This is a genomic window from Bifidobacterium sp. MSK.17.10, from assembly GCF_019129655.1.
GTDB classification, from domain to species: Bacteria; Actinomycetota; Actinomycetes; order Actinomycetales; family Bifidobacteriaceae; genus Bifidobacterium; species Bifidobacterium adolescentis.
Genome location: NZ_JAHOJD010000005.1, coordinates 168214 through 185856, shown reverse-complemented (window position 1 = coordinate 185856; position 17643 = coordinate 168214). Strand labels below are relative to the sequence as shown.

The window sequence follows — 17643 nt, the reverse complement described above, 5'->3', positions numbered from 1 at the left end:
GGGGTCGTGCGGGAGTCGAACCCGCTTCTTCAAACATCCACAGTTTTCTAATCGAAGTGGCACCGCCGATTAGAAAACTGTGGCCGTGTGAGGAATCCTGTCTTCGACCCATGGCCTACTATTTAAACATTCCAACGCCCGTAGGTCGAAACGTTGGAATACTTTCCCGCCTGTGTAGTGTGTGATGGGAAATTTTTCCTGCTTGCAGTGTGCCCAATGCGTCAGTATTGGTACAAAATATCGCGTGAATTTATATTACGCAAGCAGGAAAATTCGAGCCTAGAGTGGGAATCGAACCTACGACCTGCGTTTTACAAGAACGCCGCTCTAACCAACTGAGCTATTTAGGCAATGACATAGGTTTCAAGATTTGAGTTTTGAAACCCATGTCTGAGCTAAGGAAGAACCAATTACGGTTCGTGCTCCGGGAGGGAATCGAACCCTCACGTCCTTTTCGGACAGTTGCTTTTGAGGCAACCGCGTATACCAATTCCGCCATCGAAGCGAGCAAGAGCCGCCGCAGCGACTCAGGAGACTGTTCCCGCAGACTAGGCGGGTCAGCTAAAACTGGAGCCGCCACAAGACGACTCCGAAGACCTTTCCCACAACATGTGGGTAGGCTGAGCACAGCATGTTGGACTCGAACCAACATCGACGGTTTTGGAGACCGCCATGCTACCGGTTGCACCAATGCCATATGTGGATGGTCACGCCCATGAAGCGTGACCATCCACCGAGTCGCCGTTAACGGAAGCGTCCGCCGCTTTCATCTCCAGACAAGCCAACACCAGCGGTAGGCGCTTGCCTTCGGGGGTAGTACTACTTCCCCAACGCGGAATGTGAAGGATTCGAACCTCCGGCACCTCACAGTGCGACTGCTTTCGAGACAGTTGCATTAAACCACTCTGCCAACATTCCAAACCGGCTGTAGTTAACGTCCAAGTCGGCTACGCAGAAAGACGTTCGGCATGGCGGACTGGATTTTACCGCCAACGGCAAGGTCGTGGGCTGTTAAGTACCCCGTTTCACCGTTCTTCCCCTTCGGTCATCAGCCGCCTGATTAGGGCAGGGAAACTCTTATCCTCCACAAGACCATGTAGGATTATTCGAGCAATGCCATCGGTTTCACGGACAGCTACCTCCGTGAAACCTAGTACCCAAGGTTGGAATCGAACCAACGACGCCCGGTTTAGGAAACCGGCGCTCTATCCGCTGAGCTACAAGGGCGTATGCCGTCTCGTCGCGGGGACGTCGCAACTCGTCTTCCGATTCGACGGCATTCACATCAGCTTTTCGCTAGTTGCCATGGCGTTGCGATTGCCATGGCTTTCGCATACTGGGATGATGGTGTTTAGCGCGCGTTCCACGCGACCGTTTTAATTTATGTACTCGACCCTCAGAACAGAAGTTCTGACAGCCAGTTGGAGTCTCACCAACCTTCCCGCAGCCCGGCGACTGTAGAGGTGCCCCCCGTGGGATTCGAACCCACAACCCAAGGTTTAAAAGACCCTTGCTCTAACCATTGAGCTAGAGGGGCTTGCTAGGAGGTGAAGGAACGAAAGAATCCACCTCCTAGAGTTGATTGGATTGACGGAAACTGTTTTTTGTTTGCAAAGTTTTACCTGAGTTATAGAGTCTGTACCGCACGGTCGCTTAGCACGCATATTCAGTTTCCGTGTGGCGAGCATCTTGCGGACGCTCGTCACGTCGTGGAGCCGGAGGGAATTGAACCCTCGTCCTTGAAAACGTTGATGATGTTTTCTACATGTTTAGCCATCTCGTTTATATATGTTGAAAGTTCCAGTCGAAGAGGCACCCCGGAACAGTTTTGCAACTCAGTCATGAAACGATGGACAGTTGCCGTTCACCGAGTTTTTGCTGTCCTTTCTTTTTCAGAATCGCCTTACAGCAAATCAGCGACCCTGTTCTTCCTTCAAACCGTTTTTCAGGCGGCGAGCTGGAAGTTACGCGAAGAATTAGTCTTGGCGTTTATTGTTTGACATGGATTGATGACGGTTGTCCACGTCAGCCTCCGACATGCTTACATTACCTTGATTTTCAAGTCGAAACCTGTCGGCCCCAAAATGCCGTCTTCCTTCCGGTTTTCCGTCCGAGCTTCCCATAGGTGTGGTTCAGAACCAATAGAATGGTTGGCTGGGATTTCCAGTCGGAAGGTTGACAGCGGTTTTGCCTGTCATGGTTTTGTCTTCAAGCGTTTTCATGCTTTTCCTCGTGTGTTTGAGTGAACAGGTGAGGATAGGTGTGATAGTTCTTGAAGATTCAACCATGATGGGCAAGTCTTCATATCGAACATGATTCGACGGGCTTTAAGTCCTATCGACCATGTTTCCTTATCTCTATTCATTTTTCAAACGGGCGGCAACATTCGGGGAGTGTTCCTTACTGGGTAAGGTCTTTACCCCGGTTGCCTTGGTGACTGTTCCAGTAGCGGGCTGGATATGAGAAGCGTTCTTCTCGCAGTCTGTTCACGCGTGATGTTTTTGAACCTCGTTTTGTGTGAACACTGCCAGTATAGCAGTTCTAGGAAACATGTCAAATCACAGAACGAAAACAATGTTTTCCAAGGCGTGTCGGACATTGCCAACCTTCACCAACAGCATTGGATACTTGGACAATACTGTCGCCCACAGGTTACACTCCCCTACATGCAGTCCAAGCAGATACAAGAAGCGGCCACCGTCGCATACATAGAAGACCAGTTCAAGTCGGAAGACCCCATGCTCATACAGTCCGCCGCCGGAAACCTCGCCAGACTGTACGGCATGACCACGCTCTCCCAGTTGACGGGGTTGGCGAGACCGTCCCTCTACCGGAGCCTGTGCGAGAACGGGAACCCGTCCTTCCAGACCATGTGCCGAATATTGGACGCTATGGGCTACACGGTGTCGGTTCGCCGCAAGGAGCAGAAGCCGAATGAGTGACATACGAGTTGAGCAGGATGTTCTCGACCTTGGTTCGACGGGCATGGAGTTGGATGTTCGACGGGTCAACCTGTTGGATGATATAGAAGCCCGCGAGCCGAACAGTATGGAAATATGGTATGGGCATTCCATTCTCACCGCCACACTGTTTCCACCGGCCCAACCGTCCGATGATGTGGATTTCGTCAGCAAGTCGAACGGACGGTTGGAATACATGCTTGAAGCTGGCGTGACGGGTGATGGGGATGATAGGAAACGTCGGTTCCCGTTCGGCAAGTATCCGAGACTGTTGATGGCTTGGATGGCGAAGCAGATTCGTGCGGCGAAAGGCCATAAGACGAGGAATGTTGACCCTGAGACGAAGACCATCACCATTCCGAGCATCTACCAGTTGTGTGAGGAGATGGGATTGCCTCATGGCGGGCGTACCGCGAAGAGCGTGCAGGAACAGTTGGAACTGTTGTTGGCTTGCCGTATCAGTATTCGCGCGTCCGGCACGGGCAAGGGGTTGAATGTGAGGGATACGGCTTATCTGCCTATCGTTCAGGCCGTGCGCATTATCAATGATGAGAAGAATGTGGGCTATTCCGGTGCCACGTTCCGTCTGACCGATGAAGTGTATGAACGGTTGAGTCGTGAGTCGGCTCCGTTCGATACGAGAGTGTCCACTTACCTGTTGAAAGGCAGGTCGGTCATGCCTTACGACATTTACATTTGGCTGACTGGCAGTATGAAGAATCTTCGCCGTGACCTTCCGGTAAGTTGGGATTGGCTGTATGAACGGTTCGGAGACCAGATTGCGGTCAAGAAGTCTTTTCGGCGCATGTTCCGTCAATCGTTGGAGAAGGTCAAGAAGGTGTATCCGGGGTTGAATGTTGAGTGCCCCACGTATGAGGATTACATTATTCTGCATCCGAGTCCCACGTCGGTTCCTACCCGTGCTGTCCGTGAGGTTGAGGTGGGTGCTAATGGGGATGTGTTCGAGGTGGCTTTGCATTCGTTGCAATCGGTTCAACGGAAAGGTGTACGAAAGGCCACGTCAGATTGAGTTGACCGTGGCTTTTCGGACACCTTGGAGGGTATTGGTGTCTGAAAGGCCATGTGTGGGCGGGTGTCTGCATGGCTTTTCGGACACCTTTCGCATGGCTTTTCAAACACCTCCCAACGGGTTGAACGGTTCCTTGACGTGGCCTTTCACGCACCCTCGTATACGCTACGGATTGCACGCGCCTTTCCAGCTTTAATTTATCCACTGTTTTTTCGTTGGAATTTCAACCATTCCACACGCTTATCCACATTTCCACAGGCGGAACGTAGAACGTTCCGTGGACTAACAGGCACCTTTAGTGGCGTTTCAAACACCATGACGGTTATGAATCATACCGGACGTGGACTATCAAACACCATCAGTATGGACTATCGAACACCTTTTTATGGGGTTTCCGACACCTTTCCGTGGACTAACAGGCACCTCGCATGGTAGGAAAACCGTTACGGGAGTAAGGCTCAACCGGCATGGTTATATATTATATGCTCATAGTTTCTTATAGTTCCGGTTTTCCGAGCCAAGGAATCAACCAGTGCGAAATACTGGAGTTATGAAACTCCTATACAAAATCACAGGCATATATCGCAAGGCACGCTGGCTCATGTGGCTGGGTGGAATCCTGACTACCACTCTTATTCCCATGATGGGCTACGGAATGCACGCTTTGAACATTGCGAAAGACAAGCAGGAATTAGCCACGGACAATCCGGAACTCGCTTCGGAGGTGACGGCTGGCTCATTGTTCGATTGGATAACCGGCGAAAACGTGGGAAGAATCATTGCGATTCTTGGCATTATTTTCATCCTACTGCTAGTTGTGTTGCAAATCTTCTCGTTCATTGGTGCCCGAACGTCGGTGTCCGGAACAGACCGCGATACGGCCACCAAGGAAGCCAACCGTAGGCAAGCAGACTTGGACGAAATGGACGTGGAACCGGAGGATGGGGACGTGGCCTTTCAAACACCTTCCCAACCGAAACCCGTCAGGAAAAGCAAGCCGAAACCGGCTCCCGCCACTGACGGTGACGAGGATGACTGGTTCATCGACTAAAAGGAAAGGTGCTCGAAAAGCCACGCGCCGACCGGCTCGTGCGGACTATTTTCCTAGTTCGCTGAGCTTGGTCGGCGCTTTCTTATGTTTGAGCGGCAACGGTTTCCCGTCCGTCTGATTATAGACGCAGTAGTTGCCGTTGTCGGTTTTGTGGATTACCACGTTGACCTGCCGGTTGTCCTTCGTGTAGACGGAGCATTCGGCGTCCACACCGTTCTCGATGTCCTTCATTGAGTCCACGGTGTATTCGCCCCGTCTCGCGGAATGTATTATCCCTTTGGTTGTTGGGATACTACTGTCTGTATCGGAGTACTCCTTGTGTGTGCAGTTGATGCTGGACAGTCCGTACACGTATTCCAAGCTTTGGTTGAGGGACGGGGCTTTCGGCATTTTCACCGTGGTCGCGGTGACGAACGAGAGGAAGAACACGAGAACGGAAACAGTCGAAACCAGTGTCCGACCCTTGTTCACAGCGAAAGCGCCGACAACAAGAGCAATGACACTAACGATAATGAGAGAACTGATAATAAAATCGCCCGTACTCGCTTGGTCGGCAACCTCCTGCCAAGCGGAGAAATCCGCTGTCACTTCTGAACCTTTTCCAGTCGGGTGGACAGTTCCGCCAATCCGTCGATGATTTTATTCTCCTCCACGGTTTTCCTCCCACCGGCTCGACCGTCACGGAAGCGTTTCTCGCACTCGCCCATACCCCTGCGGATATCCTCATTGGTGATGCCATAGGCGATAGCGAACGTTCCCAACGCTTCCACCACGTCGCAATACTCTTCGACCAACCGACTGTAAATCCGCTTGTCGGAAGTGCCGTCGGCAACCCAATCCATTCCCACTGCGGCGAGTTCAGCAGACTCCTCCAACAGTTTCCGCCACTGCCGGTCGGATGGTTCCGCATATTCCGGAGCGAATGTTCTGACGGTGCCAAGACTAGCCAACCCGTGTTCAGTCATTTCCACGCCACGCCCGATGAACTTGTAGCCGGGATTCTGTTCGCAATAGTCGCGCACGTCACGCAACCATTGGATAGCATTGGGGATACTCCCCCAGCGGATGACCTTCCCCGTGTTGTCGAGGAAGTATTTCTGTTCCAATTCGTTGATGGAATTTTTTTCGATTTCATCCAACGCTTCGTCAATAATGTCCTTGACCACGATGGCGGACTTGCCGTGCAGGTCTGTGGTGGGGCGCACATGGAACGCTTGGAAGAAATCGGAATAGTTGAAGGTCGGATTACAGGAAGTGCCTACCATATCCAAATTTTCCAGTCCACGGTCTTGCCAATCGCAAGCGACCATGAACACCATATCGTCCGGAATGTCGGAACGGACTATCGCAATATCGTAACTCAAATCGCACCTATTCTTTCAAAGAGTGCCCAACAGAACATGATAAAAAGGATTGTCGCCATGATGATGAACGCCACCATCAGGGCGACGGCCAAATGATAAAGGAACCGCCAGCCGTAGATTCGTACTCCCAGCCAACGTTTCTGCCCCGAAGTGTAGGAGTGTTCCAAAAACGCTTTTTCCAAGAGCGTGACGGAACGGTCGAACAATACCGCCATCGTGTGCGACATGAGCACACCGGCTATACAACCTATACTCAATACCAGTCGGACGAGTATGCCAGCCATGATTCCATTCATTCCTCTAAGTTCAGTACCGCCAGCTCGCAATCCAATCGTCGGGCAATGTCCAGTTTGGTACCGGAGAGTCGGAATTGCGTGCCGACGGCGGTTCCGTTTCGATACTTTTGGGCGACCATATTCGACTGGATGTGAATGATGTTCCGTGCATGCTTGTAACGCCACACGTTGCCTCCACCATCACTGTCGAGGTTCATTCTCATGTTACGGTAGAAGTCCACGTTGTCGTACAGGTCTCGGGGGGTTAACGGGTCAGTCTGCATCGAGCATTTCCTTCCACTTTTCCAATTCGTTCAAATCGATAGAGAATTGTTTATGTTCGGTGCAGTCGGAAAAGTCGATGGTCAGATACGGTTTTCCACGGAAAGTGTCACTGGACACGATGACGGTGTCACTGCCCAGTCCGCCCTTCTCATGTAACAGTTTGTAATATTTTTTATCCGGAACCATCGGCTTTCCCTTTCTAATATCAGGTCAGGAGAGTTTGACCAGAATTCCGTAAGCGATGATGAGAACGAACCAGACGACAGCCGCCACTACCGTCCAACGGTTCAGGTTCTTTTCCGCCACGCCCGAGCTTCCCGCCGAACCTGTCAACGATTCAGCGAAATTCGAGAAACCGCCTCCCTTGCCTTTGTGCATGAGAATGAGGGGAACGAGCATGAGACTCAACACGGCGATGAATCCAAGAAGGATATGTTTCATAATTACTGCTCCTTTGTTTTGTTGTAGAAGACCAGACTTTTCCATCCGCTCGCAAGCCGCCAATGTTCGCCCGGCAACCGCATAAGCAACGGTTGCAGGATGCCTTCGACGATGAGCTGGTCTAGTGACCCGTGTACGGCGACCGTCCGTCCTCGCACGATGGTGCCGTCCACGGTGACGGCCTTGACCATGCGGCTGTCCAAAACCTTCGGTTCGACGTTCTCCCAGTCGAGGTCGGCGGGCTGGTCTTCCTGCGAGTCCAAGGCGGCTTTAGCGAGACGGCGGAACGAGTCATGTATCGCGTCCATCTGCCCGTCCCACAAGTCTCGTATCTGTTCTTCGCTCGGATTGAAGTCGGCCCAGTTGGTTTGCGCGGCGAAGACCGCAATTGCGGCTTTTTCGATGCGTTCATCCGGCATAGAATTTTCCTTCCTTACTGCAATCCAACACCTGCAATGCGCTCACATGGTCGGCTTCCTCCAATAGGCCGGACGGGGCTTTCATGATGATGGGCACCATGACTCCCATGTAGACGCCTATCGCCCCACCGGGAGCTATGATGATGGTTCCGTCCACGACGGTGCCGTTGTCGAATCGGGCGATGACGCGTTGCCCTTCGAGTTCGGTCGTTGTGGCATGCCGCCAGTCCACGGGATTGTAGACGATGCCTTCGCCGCCCATCAGCCGAACACCCACAATGTCAGCTTGCCCAGTCCGAAGTCCATTCCTGAGACAAGCGCCATGAGCAGCAGCACGAAGATTCCGGACGCGACGCACCAGCCCGCCCATTCGCGGACGGTGGGCGTGACTACCTTGCGGATTTCGGCCACAACCTGTTTGACGAAACGGATGACGCCGAGGAATCCTTGACCGATTCTGACGAACGGATTGTTTTTCCCATCGGCAATGACGGGCGTGGCTTTCTCAACCATAGATTTCCTTCCATTGAATCAGACCGTCGATAATTTTCGCGGCGGTTCGATTGTCCAAATATTTCTTATTCAAGTCTTCCTTATAGCGGACTACGGGAGGGCAGTTTTCGAGGTTTTTCACGTTATTAAGGTCGGACTGGTCGGTGAGTTTGAGAATTAGTCGAATCTGAGCTTCCGTGGCCTTGCGTTTCTGTCCCGCGTAAATCATCATTGCTCTCCCCGGCCAGAGTGGTGGACGTTTGTCGTTCGGAAGTGTTCCGATAACAGGTCTTTCGTGTTTTTTCTTAATTGGGCTGACGCGAGTTCCTGCACTTGAGAGACCGCTATCACATAGTCGGTCAGCTGGCTGGCGAATTCCTTATCATGATGGCGTCGAGCCAGTTCGCAGACAGCGTCGATTGCCGAAGTGTGGAAAATGTCCGATACTGGTTCGATGTAGTCACCGTCTGCCATGAGGGCACGGTATTCGAATCGGTTTCCGCAGTTGATTTCCCGAACCATGCCGTAGTCCTTACCGTCAACCACGACTTGATAGTCTTTAGTTTTGCTGGAGGATTGCGTGTAGCAGGGGAAGTTGATGGCAGACAGTGTTGCCGAATACTGGTCTTGTACCATCGCCAGTTCTTCGTCCACCCAGCCGAGTGAACGTAGTTGGATGGGGTTTGCCGGTTTTTTGGGGTTTTGTTTTTCCAAGCTTTCCTCCCAAAGACTGCTTATGTGTGGACTTACCCAGTATAGCAGAATTTTCTTCGGAAGGAAAGCCGACGTTCAGGCGAGAATGTTCAACGACTTGAAAAGCGTGTCCGCCAGATGATTGCCTCCACCGTTGAGGCAAACCACCACATATTGGGGCAGGTTCACGAAATTCAGGCTTTCCACACGTAGACCATCCTCGGTCTTCTCCATACGGTATTCCAATTCGCCATCGATGGTGGTTCCTCCGATAGTAATGGCGATAGCCCTTTTACCGGCTAGTTCCTCGATAGGCTTGTCCATCCAATCGGAAATGGTCTCGTGTACGTCAGTATGCATATAATCCTCCACGACTCTACTTACTCGCGTCCGCGAACAGTGTGGCCTTGTCTTCTTTGTGAAGCTTGTCCGCTTGGCGTTTGATATCGCTCGTCGTATGCCAGAAAGTAAATTCGGTCGGGTCGGTTCCGGTAATCAATTCCTCAACCATGTTGATTCCCCAAGATGGAATGGTGTCGTATACGCGGTACAAGTCAAGTTTCTTAACATCCTTGTCCACTATGCCGCCGATATGGATACCGTAGGGCGCATCCCCCAACGGATGATAGTCAGCGAGCACGCTGATGGCGTGTGCGACCTCGTCTCGAATCTCCTCAAGGGTTTCCAATTTCAGTGGACATTCCTCGCTGAACAGTGGAAGGTAATGTTCTTGGGCGAGCCAGAACGGGAACTCCTCCAAATCGTACTTGTCCATGTCATGTCGGCTTAACGGCTTCTCATAGTCGATGATTGCGGTGAGTTTGCCGGTTGGGTCGGCTAGTGGGCGTTCGTGGATGGAGATGAGTTTTTTGTCGGGATACTGGTGGTCGTATAGCGACTTGGTGTAGGCGTATGAGTATTTTTTGGTCAACGGTTGTCCTTCACTCTTGTATGATGTGAATGTTTCCAGTATAGCAGAGGGAACGGTGATACGTCAGCGGTCAGTGACCTTGACTTTGTTATACGCAAGAATCGACTCGAACAGTCGGAGTGGATTGCGGGAGTCCAGCTTGTACTGATGGTGATTCCTCGCGGTTTCCGTTTCGAGGAATCGTCCGCTCTCGGACGGCTCTTCCACAATCATGGGAACCCAACGCCATTTCTCACGGCCTTTGCTGTTCTCCCAGATGATTTCCCCGTTTTCCAATACCCGCTTGTAGGCGGTCTTGTCGGGGAATGACGAGTCTATTCGTGCGACTAGATTCAATCGGCTCATGGTTTAATTCCTTCTTCTCTCAGTTCTTCATAGTCTTGCGGCGTGAGGAAAAGCCAAGCTCCACAGTAGGGACACTTGACCCTATTGGCATCGACGGTGTTCTTGCAATACCAGCAGGTGACGTACCATCCGTTTACATATCGGTTTTGCATTGTTGCTCCTTTTTCGTGGAATTAGAAGACGGTGGTCTTCTAATTTTCGCAAAGAAGTCGATGACTTCGATGAGATAGAGGAACATTTCAAGCAGGACAAAGAACACGAATCCCAGTACGTCAAAAGTCCAGTTTTTCAGTTTTTTGAATATGTTGGACATTGCTCTCCTTGTCTTAATAGATTGTGTGAACAACCCCAGTATAACCTAAAAAAGCAAGACTGGCAATCACGCCAAAAACCGGAAAACAAACAGGCTAATCGTATCTTCGGGCAACATCAGCGGCTTATTTTCTCGCTCTGATTTGGCACTTCCAACGGCATGGAACCTGAATATCCCAACTGTTCCTCGCAGTGTGCGATGACGGCTTGCAACGTGAACCGTTCCCCCTACAAGAAAATTCTCGTCCGAAGCGGTGGGAATCATCTCGTTGATTCGGGCTATCTGTTCTTTGCACCAGTCTATGGTGTCATGCAGGGTTTTGTCTTTCTGAGTGACGTTCACCGCCATCCTGTTTTCCTTTCTCTTGTTAACGGGGCTAAAATCGACTTTTTGTTGAAAATAACCCCGTTAACTTTCATTTTTCTGACGATAGGGGTCATCAATGTCGGTGTTTTCGACCATGCGTCCGTAGTCTTGACAACGGCACATGGATTGGATTTTTTCGAATGTACTTTGGGTCTGCCATTGATTCAGTCCTTCTTGGACGGGGCTTTCGTCAAGACCGGCTTGACCAGATTTCCGTTGGAATCGTACACTCTGACGGTGTTCTTCTCCGAGTCGCCTACCACGGTGATAACCTGCCTCTTACGACCATGATTGGAGTAAGCCACGCACGGGGTGTCTCCGTCCCGCACGTCACCAACCCCTTTGCATTGTACGGATTCGTACCCGTAGGATGTAGCCAATGCTTCCTCGAAGGTCGGGTGCTGGGTCTCCTCCGCTCCCAGCGTCATAATCAACGCCACTACACTGATAATGCATCCTACTTCTAACAGTCCGCCTACGATTTTCTTAATCTTTTTATCGTTAAATAAAAAGATAATTCCGGAAATGAAGGTCACTGTTATAACCAAGGTAAGAAACGCCGCAAAAAGAGCGAAAGGGTCTTGACTCCACTCGTTGAAATCTACCATGTTTTACTACTCCTTCTGATTTTGGTTTTGTTGAGGTGGAACCACTTCCAATCGGAAGGTTCTCTTGACGTTTGCCTTAATCTTGTATCTGCCGTTCTTGTCGGTGACGCTTCTGGCGGGATTGCCGACACTATCTTTGTAGGGAGTGCCATCGTCATGGACGACCGTGACCGTCACGTTGGGAACGGGATTGCCCTGCCGGTCGGTGACGGTGGCCTCTAAGGTGATTGACCGTCCCCAGATTTCGGTTTTCAACCGATTGAGTCCATTTGTCAATGGTGGTGCGACGATTAGTCCGATAACGCTTAATGCCACGACCAGTTGAGCTAGGCTCAAAACCAGTCGTGTCCAGAGTAGGATATCGTCGGTTCTATCATTTTCGTTCACTTCCGGCCTGTCCTGCTCAACTCGAAACCGTCGATATACAATTGGAACAGGCTCACATATTGGCCGTCTTCTATATCATCCTCCGGTTTTGCGTACAGTTGAGTGTTCAGAACCGCGACCGGCAGACCGGTATGCTCCTCCTGTTCGATGTGGAAGGGTATTTCTTCCTGACCGTGAGCGTTCTCGCGGACTGCCACACCGTAATCACCCACCTGTGGTTGGGTGGATGAACTGCTATCGTCAATATCCTCATAGGTGAGATAGAACGGCAGAAGCAGTGAATTGGGAACGTTCTTCAACGGAATAAGGTCGGCGTCAGCTTGTTTCGCGTGCTGTTGGCAGACACCGCTGTAACTGTCCCCTTCACCGTAATCCGGCCAGTGGCGGATTGCCACGATGGGTTTACTGCACGGGTATATTTGACCGTCCGAGTCAACCATGGTTTGGGCGCAACCTACGTCAATGAGTTCCTTGAGATTCAGCATAATTCGGCTTCTTCCAAGAGTTTTTCGCAGATGTGAATTATGTCGCCGTAGGAATTGTGGCCTCCTTGTTCGTCGGGTGACGGTGACTCGTCTGGGGAGGTGAGATTCCGTATCGTACGGTTGTAGCGGAGTTCTTTTTTCTTTTTGTCCGCATAGTCGATGATTTCCATGAGTGCGGCTGTCCGACTGTCTGTGGTCGGTTGGACTCCATACTGTTTGACGCGGGCGATGGTGAATTCGTAGGCTGTGGTGAGGCCGTCGTAGAAAGTGTATTTTTCCAGCAGTTCCCCGTCCGGGGTTTCGGAATCTTTGACGGCTTTGTCCCATTGTTGTTCCAACCATGATATGAGGTCGGTTTCTGGTTCTGACTGATTCATGTAGTGGTTCCTTTTTATGCGAATGCTTTATGTGTGGACATCCCCACTATACCACAATCAGTTGAGTGACCCTAATCAGATGATATCATCCAAAGACTCGAACACGTCCTCCAGAAACTCCAACTCCAGTTTCTTCTCCGAAGCGTCTCGACCATTCTTCTCGTCGGCACGAATCACGGACTCCAATACCTGACGTTTCAAATTCAAACGGTCGTAGACGGCCTCACCCAACTGTCGGCGCGAATCGACGGGATACCTTCTGTTCAGAACATCCCTCACCTGTTCCGCCACGTCATCATCCGGCAAGCCGATGAACACTTCCCCACAGTCGTTGAACTGGAAGGATGGGAGCGGGTCGTATTCACTGTCCCGCGAGAAAACCAGACCGTATTCGTCGTTACCGTTATCCTCAAAATCGACGTTCAAGGTCATACCCCCTCTGTTTGCCGTCGAATATCATTTTAGGCTTATCCCCATGGTTCGTGCCGTGTATTCGACGGCCGCGCGTCCCTTGTCGGTCAGCTCGTCGAACACGTCGCCGGGACAGTATTTGCGCTCCACAAGTCCCATGCCACGCAGGCGTTGTCCGGTGACGTCGGTCAGAAGGTCGCGTGGGTCGTGCTGGCGGAGCAGTTTGAAGTCGGCGAAGTTGTCGATGAAGACGGGCACTCCGTCGTCCTTGATGGCGTCACGGAGCCGTTCCGCCACGCGCTCGTATCCATCGGACTTTTCGGCCAGATTCGCGGGCATTGGCGTGTCGTCTCCGCAGAGCCTACCCCACGCGTCGCGCGTGTCTTGTGCCTTCTCCTCATATTGGTCGGCAAGACGGCGCATCAGTTCATGCCGGAACTCGCAGAAGATATTGGTGTCATAGACGTCGCTGAGGTTTCCGGCCCAGATGGTGAGGTAGAATCCCTTGTTAACCCACCAGCTGAGTCCGCCGCCGAACTCTCCGAAGTGGAATTCCGGCATTCCATCATCCCGCTCGTCCAATACGGCTTCGACGCCCATTCCGTTCAGTTCGTTTTCCAGTCCGCGCAGGTCGGATAGCAGTTGTTCAAGGTCAAGCATGGTTCACCACTTCCTTGCGTAGGATTCCATGGTGTCCGCGTCGAATTGGGTCGATGAGCTTAATATCATCCGTTACCATAGATTTTTCCTCCCTCGTCTTTGATGCCTTTTTCGACCAGACTGACAATCGCGTACAGGTCGATGCTGCCGTGTTCGCCCACATGGACGATGCCGGTGTCCTTATCGACCGTTGCCGTCTCGTATAGTCCGTCGCTGAGCCAGCCGCGCTCATTGTTGGCGTCTTCGCAAAGCAGTTCCACCGCTCTTTTGTTCGGAAAATATTCCATCTCAACCCCTTAGTCCCTGTCCAGTTGCCACACGTCGGCCAGCATGTGCAATGCGGCCTGACGGCGCGTCTCATACGGACTGCCAAGCTTCTCACACAGCAGCCACCCTTTGAACACGGTTACAGGGTCGTGTTCAAGGTATTTGTTGCAGTTCTCGCATACATGCATGTACCGTTCGGCCATATCATCGGTGTCCTTCGCCATCTGTTCGCCGCCAATCGTGTTCCGCCACCATTCAGCGGTCTTGTCAAACTGGTCTTTCAGCCACATGAGCCGGTCGGTGCGCGGCATGGGCGAGGCCAGCAGGCGGGACAGTTCGGACAATGCCTGTTCCTCACCCATGTCGGCCGTATTGAGGACGGTGTTATCCTCGACTAGCTCGTACTGAATGCGGACGATGCGGATGGTGTCGCGGTCGGGAAAGTTGACGATAATCTCGTATCGTGCTTGGGGGTCGTACGCGGTGATGCGTCCGAATTGGCGGTCGTTGCCCACATGCCAGTCCGGCAGTGTGTGGGCAACGGTGTTGAGGACGTTACGTGTTTTCATTATGTCAGTTCCATTCCTTCGGGGCGACGACAATCCAGCCGTTTGACAGCGGGTATACTTCGCAGGGTTCGTCCGAGTCCAAATCGTCGTCCAACGGGTTCCAGTCTTCGAGACCGTCGTGGGCGATTTCGTCGTTGAGTGCCCCGCTGTGAATGCGTTCGGTTTCGACGTGGACATCCTCTGAGGGGAGGAAGAGGAACGAGAACGGTTCGAGCATTGGTTCGAAAAGATACGGCAGTCCGTCATTGGCTCCCCAGTTGGCGACCATGTTCATGTGTCGTCCATCATCCGTTTCCACGAGGATTATTCCCGATTCCTGTCCAGTGAGGTCGTGCAGGTTGATGGTCATGTTTTTCTCCTTGGTTTTAACTTTTTGTGCGAACAACTCCAGTATAACCCACAAAAACAGGATTGTCAAACGGAAAGACAAGCAAGGTTCCCTACCCTAGAAGATGACGGCAAACACACGCCCCAGCCCGCCAGTCAGACAATCAGTATGCATATTCGCATTCTGAGTCGAGATACCGCTTGCCGTCGCGTTGCCTCAACACATGCGAAACAGTGACGGATTTATTTAAGTCGATGAACCATGCGGCCAGATATTCCATATCCATGTCGGCGGCCTCATCGCGGAGGTCATCGCAGAAGGAATCCCATTCGGCCTGCTCGGCGTCGGAGTCGGTAAGCCTGCGGTAGCGGGTCTGAAGACCCTCCGTAGGAAGCATACCCTCTGCGTATCTGCTGTCAGCTATATTGAGCCACGATTCCACACACCGGTAAGCCAGTTCAGAAACGGGGATGGTGAGAATCCAAGGATGCTCGCCTTTCCACCTGTAACCCCTTTCTGCGAAAAAGCAAACCTCCGTGGCTTGATGAATGTCGATGGACTGAGTGTCAGCGTCCATGTTGTTCTCCTTTTGAAACCTGCTTGTGTGAACAATTCCAGTATACCTCTATAAAGGGAAGCGTCAACCCGCCCAAAAACAAAAAAGGGAACTTGTACGTTTCCTGTACAAGTTCCCTATTTTAAGAAATCAATCCCAGTTGCACATGAAGTAGCCGTTAGGGTTGACATCCTCAATCAGATGGGCAGTGGCGCAATCGTTCACAGTGAACATAGGGCGGGGCTTCATGCCATAATCACCCCTGATACGCTTGTTTTTCAACTCCTCCCCCACGAAACAGTCCTTGACGGGAACCACACGCCCACCCTGCGGGGAGCAGGTGGCACCATCCACGACCTTGTAGGCGAGCTTGCGGACGTTGACGCTCTTGCCGGTCTTGCTGACCTTGGTCACTTGGTAGAAGTCCACGAGAGTCATGCTGTAACCCCAAGAGCTGACAAATATGTCCCCCACATGCACTTCCACGTCGGTGGTGGAGGTCTGTGGCTTGCGACGTTCCTCTTCGGTGCCGTTGATTCGGAAGTTCTCACGAGTGAGCCAAGGGTAGGTCTTGATGGCCTTGTCGATGAAGTTCTCGACGCCCTTCATGGTTCGCCAGTGCTTGCGTCCGCTGAGGTAATTGCGGCTAGCGATGTTGAGGAAGTCGTTGGTGACATCCACCCAACGATTGGTGCGTTTGCTGATTTGGACTTCGAGGCTGAGCATTTTTGTCTCCTTTATGCGTGGTGGGTTTTCAACCCCTGTTTGTGTGAACAATTCCAGTATACCACAGGTGTGGTCGCTGAACCTCCCCGACCTTACGGAAGGGGATTGCGGCCTAAAATCCGTTCAAAAGCTCACCGACTTCTCCTCCACATGAGGTAAAACAACCATTGGAAACACTCGGCAAAAAGAGACAAAAAATGGGAAACCCCACCAACCACTACACATGCAAAATCGAATGGTCGGACGAAAACGAGGAATGGGTAGGAACCGTACTCGAACTCCCCAACCTCAGCTGGCTGGACAAAACACCAGACCAAGCACTGAACGGCATTCAACAGGTCGCACGGGAATGCGTGGACGATATGACAAAACAAGGCAAGGAACCGCCTATACCATTATCTGACAGATACCGTTCAAACCAACCCACAGACGTTCCGAACAAGGAGACTATTTCCGCCATGCGGGAGGCTAAGCGTATAATAAAGGACGAACACACGCGAGGTTATCGAGACATGAACGCCCTTTTCGCACACCTGAATGCTTGATAATGACCGACGCCAGCATTGCTGTATGACTGTTTTTTGTTAGATTATTTTTGGGCATAGCAAAGGCCAGCTGAGGGGATTGACCCCACCTAGGCTCACCTTGCTTTATAGGCTTTTACCCTCCGCTGTCTTATATGATTTGATGTCTTTACGGGAGACGCGGCCGTTGGAAAATAGCGAATCGTGGGTGTCAAGTCTCACCAGAACTAGAGAAATCTCGTCTCCGTCGCGGCGATATACAAGTAGTAGGTCTGATTCGACATGCAATTCGCGGAATCCTTTCCAGTCGCCGGTGAGAGCATGGTCGGAATATTTCGTCTTCAGAACATCAGTATCACTTTCCCCTAAAGCCCGAAGTGGCTCCTCAAGTCTGCTCATGTCGTAATGCTTCTTTTTCAGACGTTTGACGTCGTTGTCGAACGACCGTATGGTTTTTAGCTTCAGTTCAGAGCGCATTAAGATAGTCCATCATGTCTTCAACGGTGTCAGATGAGTGAGTGTATTCGTGTTCCAAAGCCTGACGGCGGGCTTCTTTGTTCTTAAGTTCTACTAATTCGTTCTCCAGTTCGCGGAAATGCCTGTAATCATGTTCGTTGAGGATGAAGTAAGCGGGGTGGTTGTTCTTCATGACGATGACGGGAGTGCCGTCCCCTACTTTGGCGAATTCGGAGCTTGCGGTTCCCCTGCTGAATCGGCTGATAGGAACCATCGTCTCCACAGGTACAGTCAATTGCATTGCGTCTCCTTACTATTGCATGT

At 51.6% G+C, this 17643-nt stretch carries 32 protein-coding genes, 6 tRNA genes and 1 other RNA gene; 4 read left to right on the top strand and 35 right to left on the bottom strand.

Translation table 11 applies throughout. The features are described 5' to 3' along the window. Positions 1 to 276: 276 nt before the first annotated feature. From KSX58_RS06290 to ssrA, 7 genes are all read right to left on the bottom strand, one after another. A tRNA-Thr gene (locus KSX58_RS06290) sits at positions 277 to 350 on the bottom strand. 70 nt (positions 351 to 420) lie between these two features. Next, positions 421 to 505 (bottom strand) — tRNA-Leu (locus KSX58_RS06285). A gap of 120 nt (positions 506 to 625) precedes the next feature. Next, a tRNA-Trp gene (locus KSX58_RS06280) sits at positions 626 to 697 on the bottom strand. 136 nt (positions 698 to 833) lie between these two features. Then, positions 834 to 918: transfer RNA gene (locus tag KSX58_RS06275), tRNA-Ser, on the bottom strand. A 236-nt stretch (positions 919 to 1154) separates the two neighbouring features. Beyond that, a tRNA-Arg gene (locus KSX58_RS06270) sits at positions 1155 to 1227 on the bottom strand. A 237-nt stretch (positions 1228 to 1464) separates the two neighbouring features. Next, a tRNA-Lys gene (locus tag KSX58_RS06265) sits at positions 1465 to 1537 on the bottom strand. A gap of 170 nt (positions 1538 to 1707) precedes the next feature. Beyond that, positions 1708 to 2081, bottom strand: a transfer-messenger RNA (tmRNA) gene (gene ssrA, locus KSX58_RS06260). A 585-nt stretch (positions 2082 to 2666) separates the two neighbouring features. On the opposite strand from ssrA, the gene KSX58_RS06255 reads away from it, so the two are divergent. The 3 genes from KSX58_RS06255 (at position 2667) to KSX58_RS06245 (ending at position 5041) form a co-directional block, all read left to right on the top strand. Beyond that, positions 2667 to 2942, top strand: coding sequence for an addiction module antidote protein (locus KSX58_RS06255; RefSeq protein WP_217736004.1), 276 nt, complete (start codon positions 2667 to 2669; stop codon positions 2940 to 2942). After that, a complete protein-coding gene (locus tag KSX58_RS06250; RefSeq protein ID WP_217736003.1) occupies positions 2935 to 3990 on the top strand; it encodes a replication protein RepA in 1056 nt (351 codons plus the stop codon). Before KSX58_RS06255 ends, KSX58_RS06250 begins: the two co-directional genes overlap by 8 nt. A 550-nt stretch (positions 3991 to 4540) precedes the next feature. Further along, complete coding sequence (locus tag KSX58_RS06245) at positions 4541 to 5041, top strand: hypothetical protein (RefSeq protein WP_217736002.1); 501 nt, start codon at positions 4541 to 4543, stop codon at positions 5039 to 5041. A 45-nt stretch (positions 5042 to 5086) separates the two neighbouring features. Here KSX58_RS06245 and KSX58_RS06240 read toward each other — a convergent pair whose 3' ends face one another. The 26 genes from KSX58_RS06240 to KSX58_RS06115 form a co-directional block, all read right to left on the bottom strand. Next, the gene (locus KSX58_RS06240; RefSeq protein WP_217730537.1) at positions 5087 to 5512 is read right to left on the bottom strand and encodes a hypothetical protein; all 426 of its coding nucleotides are present in this window, start codon (positions 5510 to 5512) and stop codon (positions 5087 to 5089) included. A gap of 113 nt (positions 5513 to 5625) precedes the next feature. Then, positions 5626 to 6405, bottom strand: a complete 780-nt coding sequence (locus tag KSX58_RS06235) for a hypothetical protein (protein ID WP_217736001.1) — start codon at positions 6403 to 6405, stop codon at positions 5626 to 5628. Further along, complete coding sequence (locus KSX58_RS06230) at positions 6402 to 6689, bottom strand: hypothetical protein (RefSeq protein ID WP_217730541.1); 288 nt, start codon at positions 6687 to 6689, stop codon at positions 6402 to 6404. The genes KSX58_RS06235 and KSX58_RS06230 overlap by 4 nt, the downstream gene beginning before the upstream one ends. An 8-nt stretch (positions 6690 to 6697) precedes the next feature. Then, positions 6698 to 6964: a hypothetical protein gene (locus tag KSX58_RS06225; protein ID WP_217730543.1), complete on the bottom strand. Its 267-nt coding sequence runs from the start codon at positions 6962 to 6964 to the stop codon at positions 6698 to 6700. Further along, positions 6954 to 7151, bottom strand: a complete 198-nt coding sequence (locus KSX58_RS06220) for a hypothetical protein (protein ID WP_085393626.1) — start codon at positions 7149 to 7151, stop codon at positions 6954 to 6956. Before KSX58_RS06220 ends, KSX58_RS06225 begins: the two co-directional genes overlap by 11 nt. A gap of 24 nt (positions 7152 to 7175) precedes the next feature. Continuing rightward, positions 7176 to 7406, bottom strand: coding sequence for a preprotein translocase subunit SecG (secG, locus tag KSX58_RS06215; protein ID WP_236838170.1), 231 nt, complete (start codon positions 7404 to 7406; stop codon positions 7176 to 7178). Between the two features lie 2 nt (positions 7407 to 7408). Beyond that, complete coding sequence (locus KSX58_RS06210; protein WP_217736000.1) at positions 7409 to 7825, bottom strand: hypothetical protein; 417 nt, start codon at positions 7823 to 7825, stop codon at positions 7409 to 7411. After that, positions 7815 to 8102: a hypothetical protein gene (locus tag KSX58_RS06205; protein ID WP_217730547.1), complete on the bottom strand. Its 288-nt coding sequence runs from the start codon at positions 8100 to 8102 to the stop codon at positions 7815 to 7817. Before KSX58_RS06205 ends, KSX58_RS06210 begins: the two co-directional genes overlap by 11 nt. Continuing rightward, positions 8087 to 8338: a preprotein translocase subunit SecE gene (gene secE, locus KSX58_RS06200; protein WP_217730549.1), complete on the bottom strand. Its 252-nt coding sequence runs from the start codon at positions 8336 to 8338 to the stop codon at positions 8087 to 8089. The genes KSX58_RS06205 and secE overlap by 16 nt, the downstream gene beginning before the upstream one ends. Then, positions 8331 to 8549: a hypothetical protein gene (locus tag KSX58_RS06195; protein WP_217730551.1), complete on the bottom strand. Its 219-nt coding sequence runs from the start codon at positions 8547 to 8549 to the stop codon at positions 8331 to 8333. The genes secE and KSX58_RS06195 overlap by 8 nt, the downstream gene beginning before the upstream one ends. Continuing rightward, positions 8546 to 9031, bottom strand: a complete 486-nt coding sequence (locus KSX58_RS06190) for a hypothetical protein (protein ID WP_217730553.1) — start codon at positions 9029 to 9031, stop codon at positions 8546 to 8548. The genes KSX58_RS06195 and KSX58_RS06190 overlap by 4 nt, the downstream gene beginning before the upstream one ends. A gap of 75 nt (positions 9032 to 9106) precedes the next feature. After that, complete coding sequence (locus KSX58_RS06185; RefSeq protein ID WP_217735999.1) at positions 9107 to 9370, bottom strand: peptidase; 264 nt, start codon at positions 9368 to 9370, stop codon at positions 9107 to 9109. Between the two features lie 16 nt (positions 9371 to 9386). Next, positions 9387 to 9941: a hypothetical protein gene (locus KSX58_RS06180; protein ID WP_217735998.1), complete on the bottom strand. Its 555-nt coding sequence runs from the start codon at positions 9939 to 9941 to the stop codon at positions 9387 to 9389. A gap of 63 nt (positions 9942 to 10004) precedes the next feature. After that, positions 10005 to 10286, bottom strand: a complete 282-nt coding sequence (locus KSX58_RS06175; protein ID WP_217735997.1) for a hypothetical protein — start codon at positions 10284 to 10286, stop codon at positions 10005 to 10007. Between the two features lie 379 nt (positions 10287 to 10665). After that, complete coding sequence (locus KSX58_RS06170) at positions 10666 to 10947, bottom strand: hypothetical protein (protein WP_217735996.1); 282 nt, start codon at positions 10945 to 10947, stop codon at positions 10666 to 10668. A 182-nt stretch (positions 10948 to 11129) separates the two neighbouring features. Further along, positions 11130 to 11393, bottom strand: a complete 264-nt coding sequence (locus KSX58_RS06165; RefSeq protein ID WP_217735995.1) for a hypothetical protein — start codon at positions 11391 to 11393, stop codon at positions 11130 to 11132. Positions 11394 to 11579: 186 nt separating this feature from the next. Then, positions 11580 to 11960, bottom strand: a complete 381-nt coding sequence (locus tag KSX58_RS06160; protein ID WP_217735994.1) for an Ig-like domain-containing protein — start codon at positions 11958 to 11960, stop codon at positions 11580 to 11582. Continuing rightward, positions 11957 to 12445, bottom strand: a complete 489-nt coding sequence (locus KSX58_RS06155; RefSeq protein ID WP_217735993.1) for a hypothetical protein — start codon at positions 12443 to 12445, stop codon at positions 11957 to 11959. Before KSX58_RS06155 ends, KSX58_RS06160 begins: the two co-directional genes overlap by 4 nt. Beyond that, positions 12439 to 12822 (bottom strand): hypothetical protein, encoded by a 384-nt coding sequence (locus KSX58_RS06150; protein ID WP_217735992.1) that lies wholly within the window; start codon positions 12820 to 12822, stop codon positions 12439 to 12441. The genes KSX58_RS06155 and KSX58_RS06150 overlap by 7 nt, the downstream gene beginning before the upstream one ends. A gap of 75 nt (positions 12823 to 12897) precedes the next feature. Next, a complete protein-coding gene (locus tag KSX58_RS06145) occupies positions 12898 to 13254 on the bottom strand; it encodes a hypothetical protein (protein ID WP_217735991.1) in 357 nt (118 codons plus the stop codon). Positions 13255 to 13278: 24 nt separating this feature from the next. Continuing rightward, positions 13279 to 13893: a hypothetical protein gene (locus KSX58_RS06140; RefSeq protein WP_217735990.1), complete on the bottom strand. Its 615-nt coding sequence runs from the start codon at positions 13891 to 13893 to the stop codon at positions 13279 to 13281. A 65-nt stretch (positions 13894 to 13958) separates the two neighbouring features. Then, positions 13959 to 14180 carry a hypothetical protein gene (locus tag KSX58_RS06135; RefSeq protein WP_085393643.1) on the bottom strand — a complete coding sequence of 74 codons (222 nt, stop codon included), beginning with the start codon at positions 14178 to 14180 and terminating at the stop codon, positions 13959 to 13961. Between the two features lie 9 nt (positions 14181 to 14189). Beyond that, complete coding sequence (locus tag KSX58_RS06130; RefSeq protein ID WP_217735989.1) at positions 14190 to 14729, bottom strand: hypothetical protein; 540 nt, start codon at positions 14727 to 14729, stop codon at positions 14190 to 14192. Between the two features lie 4 nt (positions 14730 to 14733). Next, positions 14734 to 15078, bottom strand: a complete 345-nt coding sequence (locus tag KSX58_RS06125; RefSeq protein WP_217735988.1) for a hypothetical protein — start codon at positions 15076 to 15078, stop codon at positions 14734 to 14736. 142 nt (positions 15079 to 15220) lie between these two features. Further along, entirely contained in the window at positions 15221 to 15454 is a 234-nt protein-coding gene (locus KSX58_RS06120; protein ID WP_217735987.1) for a hypothetical protein, read from the bottom strand. A 309-nt stretch (positions 15455 to 15763) separates the two neighbouring features. Further along, a complete protein-coding gene (locus tag KSX58_RS06115) occupies positions 15764 to 16339 on the bottom strand; it encodes a hypothetical protein (RefSeq protein WP_237976453.1) in 576 nt (191 codons plus the stop codon). A 197-nt stretch (positions 16340 to 16536) separates the two neighbouring features. Between KSX58_RS06115 and KSX58_RS06110 the strand changes: the two genes are divergently transcribed. Further along, positions 16537 to 16884, top strand: coding sequence for a type II toxin-antitoxin system HicB family antitoxin (locus tag KSX58_RS06110; RefSeq protein WP_217735986.1), 348 nt, complete (start codon positions 16537 to 16539; stop codon positions 16882 to 16884). A 105-nt stretch (positions 16885 to 16989) separates the two neighbouring features. Here KSX58_RS06110 and KSX58_RS06105 read toward each other — a convergent pair whose 3' ends face one another. Then, the gene (locus KSX58_RS06105) at positions 16990 to 17340 is read right to left on the bottom strand and encodes a type II toxin-antitoxin system YafQ family toxin (RefSeq protein WP_217735985.1); all 351 of its coding nucleotides are present in this window, start codon (positions 17338 to 17340) and stop codon (positions 16990 to 16992) included. Further along, positions 17330 to 17620 carry a prevent-host-death family protein gene (locus KSX58_RS06100; RefSeq protein ID WP_237976452.1) on the bottom strand — a complete coding sequence of 97 codons (291 nt, stop codon included), beginning with the start codon at positions 17618 to 17620 and terminating at the stop codon, positions 17330 to 17332. Before KSX58_RS06100 ends, KSX58_RS06105 begins: the two co-directional genes overlap by 11 nt. Positions 17621 to 17643: the final 23 nt, after the last annotated feature.

What these genes read in the sequence shown, in the direction of transcription:
- KSX58_RS06220 (WP_085393626.1), bottom strand. Translation starts at nt 7,151, where the DNA reads ATGGTTCCGGATAAAAAATATTACAAACTGTTACATGAGAAGGGCGGA.
- secE (WP_217730549.1), bottom strand. Translation starts at nt 8,338, where the DNA reads ATGGTTGAGAAAGCCACGCCCGTCATTGCCGATGGGAAAAACAATCCG.
- KSX58_RS06155 (WP_217735993.1), bottom strand. Translation starts at nt 12,445, where the DNA reads ATGCTGAATCTCAAGGAACTCATTGACGTAGGTTGCGCCCAAACCATG.
- KSX58_RS06165 (WP_217735995.1), bottom strand. Translation starts at nt 11,393, where the DNA reads ATGACGCTGGGAGCGGAGGAGACCCAGCACCCGACCTTCGAGGAAGCA.
- KSX58_RS06100 (WP_237976452.1), bottom strand. Translation starts at nt 17,620, where the DNA reads ATGCAATTGACTGTACCTGTGGAGACGATGGTTCCTATCAGCCGATTC.
- KSX58_RS06110 (WP_217735986.1), top strand. Translation starts at nt 16,537, where the DNA reads ATGGGAAACCCCACCAACCACTACACATGCAAAATCGAATGGTCGGAC.
- KSX58_RS06120 (WP_217735987.1), bottom strand. Translation starts at nt 15,454, where the DNA reads ATGCTTCCTACGGAGGGTCTTCAGACCCGCTACCGCAGGCTTACCGAC.
- KSX58_RS06175 (WP_217735997.1), bottom strand. Translation starts at nt 10,286, where the DNA reads ATGAGCCGATTGAATCTAGTCGCACGAATAGACTCGTCATTCCCCGAC.
- KSX58_RS06185 (WP_217735999.1), bottom strand. Translation starts at nt 9,370, where the DNA reads ATGCATACTGACGTACACGAGACCATTTCCGATTGGATGGACAAGCCT.
- KSX58_RS06225 (WP_217730543.1), bottom strand. Translation starts at nt 6,964, where the DNA reads ATGCAGACTGACCCGTTAACCCCCCGAGACCTGTACGACAACGTGGAC.
- KSX58_RS06135 (WP_085393643.1), bottom strand. Translation starts at nt 14,180, where the DNA reads ATGGAATATTTTCCGAACAAAAGAGCGGTGGAACTGCTTTGCGAAGAC.
- KSX58_RS06115 (WP_237976453.1), bottom strand. Translation starts at nt 16,339, where the DNA reads ATGCTCAGCCTCGAAGTCCAAATCAGCAAACGCACCAATCGTTGGGTG.
- KSX58_RS06170 (WP_217735996.1), bottom strand. Translation starts at nt 10,947, where the DNA reads ATGGCGGTGAACGTCACTCAGAAAGACAAAACCCTGCATGACACCATA.
- KSX58_RS06250 (WP_217736003.1), top strand. Translation starts at nt 2,935, where the DNA reads ATGAGTGACATACGAGTTGAGCAGGATGTTCTCGACCTTGGTTCGACG.
- KSX58_RS06130 (WP_217735989.1), bottom strand. Translation starts at nt 14,729, where the DNA reads ATGAAAACACGTAACGTCCTCAACACCGTTGCCCACACACTGCCGGAC.
- KSX58_RS06145 (WP_217735991.1), bottom strand. Translation starts at nt 13,254, where the DNA reads ATGACCTTGAACGTCGATTTTGAGGATAACGGTAACGACGAATACGGT.
- KSX58_RS06105 (WP_217735985.1), bottom strand. Translation starts at nt 17,340, where the DNA reads ATGCGCTCTGAACTGAAGCTAAAAACCATACGGTCGTTCGACAACGAC.
- KSX58_RS06150 (WP_217735992.1), bottom strand. Translation starts at nt 12,822, where the DNA reads ATGAATCAGTCAGAACCAGAAACCGACCTCATATCATGGTTGGAACAA.
- KSX58_RS06255 (WP_217736004.1), top strand. Translation starts at nt 2,667, where the DNA reads ATGCAGTCCAAGCAGATACAAGAAGCGGCCACCGTCGCATACATAGAA.
- secG (WP_236838170.1), bottom strand. Translation starts at nt 7,406, where the DNA reads ATGAAACATATCCTTCTTGGATTCATCGCCGTGTTGAGTCTCATGCTC.
- KSX58_RS06125 (WP_217735988.1), bottom strand. Translation starts at nt 15,078, where the DNA reads ATGACCATCAACCTGCACGACCTCACTGGACAGGAATCGGGAATAATC.
- KSX58_RS06210 (WP_217736000.1), bottom strand. Translation starts at nt 7,825, where the DNA reads ATGCCGGATGAACGCATCGAAAAAGCCGCAATTGCGGTCTTCGCCGCG.
- KSX58_RS06195 (WP_217730551.1), bottom strand. Translation starts at nt 8,549, where the DNA reads ATGATGATTTACGCGGGACAGAAACGCAAGGCCACGGAAGCTCAGATT.
- KSX58_RS06245 (WP_217736002.1), top strand. Translation starts at nt 4,541, where the DNA reads ATGAAACTCCTATACAAAATCACAGGCATATATCGCAAGGCACGCTGG.
- KSX58_RS06230 (WP_217730541.1), bottom strand. Translation starts at nt 6,689, where the DNA reads ATGGCTGGCATACTCGTCCGACTGGTATTGAGTATAGGTTGTATAGCC.
- KSX58_RS06140 (WP_217735990.1), bottom strand. Translation starts at nt 13,893, where the DNA reads ATGCTTGACCTTGAACAACTGCTATCCGACCTGCGCGGACTGGAAAAC.